We start from the raw sequence: 4,388 nt of genomic DNA on the forward strand, positions 1-4,388 counted from the left end.
GCGAGTATGCCCTTATCCTGGCGGTTGGCGTCGAACAGGCCCCAGTAGCCGCCGACCGCGCCTTCACTGCCGCGCTTCCACGGTTGGTCGAAGGCCTCGATCAGGTTGTAGCGCCAGCCGTTCTGTTCGGCCAGGTTGACGAAGCCGCGAATGAAGCGGGCTTCGTTGACCCGGCTCGGCAGGGCCGTCTCCCGCTGGCGGCCTTCGCTCGGCCAGCCGGTCTCGCCGATCAGGATGTCCTTGGGAGCGAAACGGTTGCCGAAGGTCTGGCGGATCTGCGCCACATGGTCGATGGCCGCATCGATTCCCGCCGGATCGTCTTCCCAGTACGGCAGCAGGTGGATGGTCAGGAAGTCCACCGCCGGTGCGACATCCGGATGGCTGAGCCAGAATTCCCAGACATCGGCATAGGTCACCGGCTGCTTCACATGGGCCTTGACCTTGTGGATCAGCCTGACCAGTTGTGCCGCGGTCACTTCCTTGCGCAGCAGGGTCTCGTTGCCGACGATCACGGCGGTCACCACGTCGGCGTTGGCGTTGGCCGAGGCGATCAGGGCATCGACTTCCTTCTCGGTGTCCACCGGGTTGCTGTTGACCCAGGCGCCGATCATCATTTTCAGGCCATGTTTGCGCGCCAGTGCCGGCAGCGCCTCGAGGCCGGTCATGGAGTAGGTGCGGATGCACTCGAAGCGGGTTGACAGCAGGGCCAGGTCGGCGTCCATGCGTTCCAGGCGCGGCTTGAACGGCTGGTCGAACGGCGACTGGTCCTTGTCGAACGGCGTGTAGGACGCACACTGCAGTTTGTGCGTCGGGGTCGCGGCATCCGGCAGGACCACCGGCTGGCCGAGACCATACCAGAACCCGCAGAGGGTCAGCAGGCCGAGCAGGCAGGCGAACAGATAGGGCGGTAGCGCAAAGCGGGCGTTGGCGGGCATGGTCGGGCTGTCTGGGAGCAAAGCCGCGCATATTACCCGGAAATGCTCTGGCCTTGGGCTCGTGCAGTATTTTGTCATGCAAAGTCTGCAGCGGCTGGATGAGGCGCATTCCCAACTGAGTAATTGCTGGCTTTCTGATGTCGCTTCTCGCTGCCTTGAGGTCGCTGTCGGATCAGGTTGGTCGCTGGAGTGGGTTGATGATCGGAGTATCAGTACTCCGCTGATGATCGAAGGAGTTTGGCCGTGAGGCGTGAAGGGGGCGCCGTGCACCATAACTATACGTTGATGCCGCCCGGCATCCGTCGGGCGCAGCACTTTCGGGGAAGTAACGATGAAAATGCGACGACTCTTAGGCGCAGGTGCCGCTCTGGTACTTGCCATCAGCTCCAACCTGGCCAGTGCCGAAACCAAGACCGTGACCATCGGTTACGTCGACGGCTGGTCCGATAGCGTTGCCACCACCAACGTGGCCGCCGAGGTGATCAAGCAGAAGCTGGGGTATGACGTGAAGCTGCAGGCTGTCGCCACCGGGATCATGTGGCAGGGGGTTGCCACCGGCAAGCTCGATGCCATGCTCTCTGCCTGGCTGCCGGTGACCCACGGTGAGTATTGGGCCAAGAACAAGGACAAGGTGGTCGACTACGGCCCCAACTTCAAGGACGCCAAGATCGGCCTGATTGTGCCGGAGTACGTCAAGGCCCAGTCCATCGCTGACCTCAAGACCGACGAGAGCTTCAAGAAGAAGATCGTCGGTATCGACGCCGGCTCCGGTGTGATGCTCAAGACCGAGCAGGCGATCAAGGATTATGCGCTCGATGGCTACAAGCTGCAGGCCAGCTCCGGTGCGGCGATGATTGCCGAGCTGACCCGTGCCGAAGATAAGAACGAGTCGATCGCCGTCACCGGCTGGGTACCGCACTGGATGTTCGCCAAGTGGAAGCTGCGCTTCCTCGAAGATCCGAAGGGCGTGTATGGCGCGGCAGAGACCGTCAACAGCATCGGCAGCAAGGAACTGGACAAGAAGGCGCCGGAAGTGGCCGCTTTCCTGAAAAAATTCCAGTGGGCATCGAAGGATGAAATCGGCCAGGTCATGCTGGCGATCCAGGACGGTGCCAAGCCTGAAGCCGCGGCCAAGGACTGGGTCGCCAAGCACCCGGATCGCGTAGCCGAGTGGACCAAATAACCCACCCAAGGCTCTAGCTCGCAGTACCCGAGGCCGCCCGGCGTTTTCGCCCGGCGGCCTTCGTGTTTTCGTTCGTTGAGCATTTGCTCTCGCGGCGACCGATAGTGGGCAACTGAACTAATGTCGTTCTAATACTAAGGTCGTCTGGTTTCGCTTCCAGAGCCGCCTAAAGTGAAAAATGTTTCATCTCATCTGTGCTGCGAGGATAAAAACAATGAACGACAGCATTTACCTCTCGATCCAGAACAGTCCGCGCTTCAAGGAACTGGTCAGGAAAAGGGAGCGGTTCGCCTGGATTCTCTCGGCGATCATGCTTGGCTTGTATTCGGCTTTCATTCTTCTGATTGCGTATGGACCGCAGGTTCTGGGCGCCAAGCTCAGTCCGACGTCGTCGATCACCTGGGGTATCCCGCTGGGTATCGGCCTGATCGTCTCGGCCTTCGTCCTGACCGCCATCTATGTGCGTCGCGCCAATGGCGAGTTCGACGACCTGAACAATGAAGTGCTCAAGGAGGCCCAGCAATGATCCGGCGTCTATCCGCGGCATTGGGCCTGATGGCCTTCGCACCCGCTCTCTGGGCAGCCGATGCGCTGACTGGCGAAGTGCACAAGCAGCCCCTCAATATTCCGGCGATCGTGATGTTCATCGCATTCGTCGGTGCCACCCTGTGTATCACCTACTGGGCGTCCAAGCGTAACAAGTCGGCGGCCGACTACTACGCGGCCGGTGGCAAGATCACCGGTTTCCAGAACGGCCTGGCGATCGCCGGCGACTACATGTCGGCAGCCTCGTTCCTGGGGATTTCCGCGCTGGTGTTCACCTCCGGCTACGATGGCCTGATCTACTCGATCGGTTTCCTGGTGGGCTGGCCGATCATCCTGTTCCTGATCGCCGAGCGCCTGCGCAACCTGGGCAAGTACACCTTTGCCGACGTGGCTTCCTATCGCCTCGGGCAAACCCAGATTCGCTCGCTGTCGGCCTGCGGCTCGTTGGTGGTGGTGGCGTTCTACCTGATCGCGCAGATGGTCGGTGCCGGCAAGCTGATCCAACTGCTGTTCGGCCTGGACTACCATGTGGCGGTGATCCTGGTGGGCATCCTGATGTGCCTGTACGTGCTGTTCGGCGGCATGCTGGCGACCACCTGGGTGCAGATCATCAAGGCCGTGCTGTTGCTGTCGGGCGCCTCGTTCATGGCGCTGATGGTGATGAAGCACGTCAACTTCGACTTCAACATGCTGTTCTCCGAAGCGGTCAAGGTTCACCCCAAGGGTGAGGCGATCATGAGCCCCGGTGGGCTGGTGAAAGACCCGATCTCGGCGTTCTCGCTCGGCCTGGCGCTGATGTTCGGTACTGCTGGCCTGCCGCACATCCTGATGCGCTTCTTCACCGTGAGCGACGCCAAGGAAGCGCGCAAGAGCGTGCTGTACGCCACCGGCTTCATCGGCTACTTCTACATCCTGACCTTCATCATCGGTTTTGGCGCGATCCTGCTGGTCAGCACCAACCCGGCGTTCAAGGATGCGGCAGGAGCTCTGCTGGGCGGCAACAACATGGCGGCGGTGCACCTGGCCAACGCCGTGGGGGGCAGCGTGTTCCTCGGCTTCATCTCGGCGGTGGCCTTCGCGACGATTCTCGCGGTGGTGGCCGGTCTGACCCTGGCCGGTGCCTCGGCGGTATCCCATGACCTGTACGCCAGCGTGTTCCGCAAGGGCAAGGCCAACGAGAAGGATGAGATCCGCGTTTCGAAGATCACCACCGTCGCCCTTGGCGTGCTGGCGATCGGCTTGGGCATCCTGTTCGAGAACCAGAACATCGCGTTCATGGTCGGCCTGGCGTTCTCCATTGCCGCCAGTTGCAACTTCCCGGTGCTGCTGCTTTCGATGTACTGGAAGAAACTGACCACCCGCGGGGCGATGATCGGTGGCTGGATGGGGCTGATCAGTGCGGTTGGGCTGATGATTCTTGGCCCGACCATCTGGGTGCAGATCCTGCACCATGAGAAGGCTATTTTCCCTTACGAGTACCCGGCGCTGTTCTCGATGATCATTGCCTTCATCGGGATCTGGTTCTTCTCCATCACCGACAAGTCGACCGCGGCTGAAAACGAGCGGGCGCTGTTCCTCCCGCAGTTCGTGCGTTCGCAGACCGGCCTGGGGGCGAGCGGGGCGGTTTCCCACTGAGGGGTTGTATAGGCCTCTCTATATAAGCAGTGAGCAAGCGGGTGCCCCGGTCGAAAGACCGGGGCATTTTTATTCCTGACAGGTGAGCT

At 61.1% G+C, this 4,388-nt stretch carries 4 protein-coding genes; 3 read left to right on the forward strand and 1 reads right to left on the reverse strand.

Features of this window, described 5'->3' with window-relative positions; genetic code table 11:
* Positions 1–935, reverse strand: a 935-nt coding sequence (locus K675_RS0117260) for a glycosyl hydrolase family 17 protein (protein ID WP_017904747.1), incomplete at its 3' end; no start/stop codon positions are given.
* A 331-nt stretch (positions 936–1,266) separates the two neighbouring features.
* Between K675_RS0117260 and K675_RS0117265 the strand changes: the two genes are divergently transcribed.
* The 3 genes from K675_RS0117265 to K675_RS0117275 all read left to right on the forward strand — a co-directional run bounded on the left by K675_RS0117265 (position 1,267) and on the right by K675_RS0117275 (position 4,299).
* Positions 1,267–2,118 carry a glycine betaine ABC transporter substrate-binding protein gene (locus tag K675_RS0117265; RefSeq protein WP_017904748.1) on the forward strand — a complete coding sequence of 284 codons (852 nt, stop codon included), beginning with the start codon at positions 1,267–1,269 and terminating at the stop codon, positions 2,116–2,118.
* 214 nt (positions 2,119–2,332) lie between these two features.
* A complete protein-coding gene (locus tag K675_RS0117270) occupies positions 2,333–2,644 on the forward strand; it encodes a DUF485 domain-containing protein (RefSeq protein WP_017904749.1) in 312 nt (103 codons plus the stop codon).
* Positions 2,641–4,299 (forward strand): cation acetate symporter, encoded by a 1,659-nt coding sequence (locus K675_RS0117275; RefSeq protein WP_017904750.1) that lies wholly within the window; start codon positions 2,641–2,643, stop codon positions 4,297–4,299. The genes K675_RS0117270 and K675_RS0117275 overlap by 4 nt, the downstream gene beginning before the upstream one ends.
* The last annotated feature ends 89 nt before the right edge of the window (positions 4,300–4,388 follow it).

This window comes from Pseudomonas fuscovaginae SE-1 (assembly GCF_000364705.1).
GTDB classification, from domain to species: Bacteria; Pseudomonadota; Gammaproteobacteria; order Pseudomonadales; family Pseudomonadaceae; genus Aquipseudomonas; species Aquipseudomonas fuscovaginae_A.

Coding starts and splice junctions, on each gene's coding strand:
- K675_RS0117275 (WP_017904750.1), top strand. CDS start 2,641: ATGATCCGGCGTCTATCCGCGGCATTGGGCCTGATGGCCTTCGCACCC.
- K675_RS0117270 (WP_017904749.1), top strand. CDS start 2,333: ATGAACGACAGCATTTACCTCTCGATCCAGAACAGTCCGCGCTTCAAG.
- K675_RS0117265 (WP_017904748.1), top strand. CDS start 1,267: ATGAAAATGCGACGACTCTTAGGCGCAGGTGCCGCTCTGGTACTTGCC.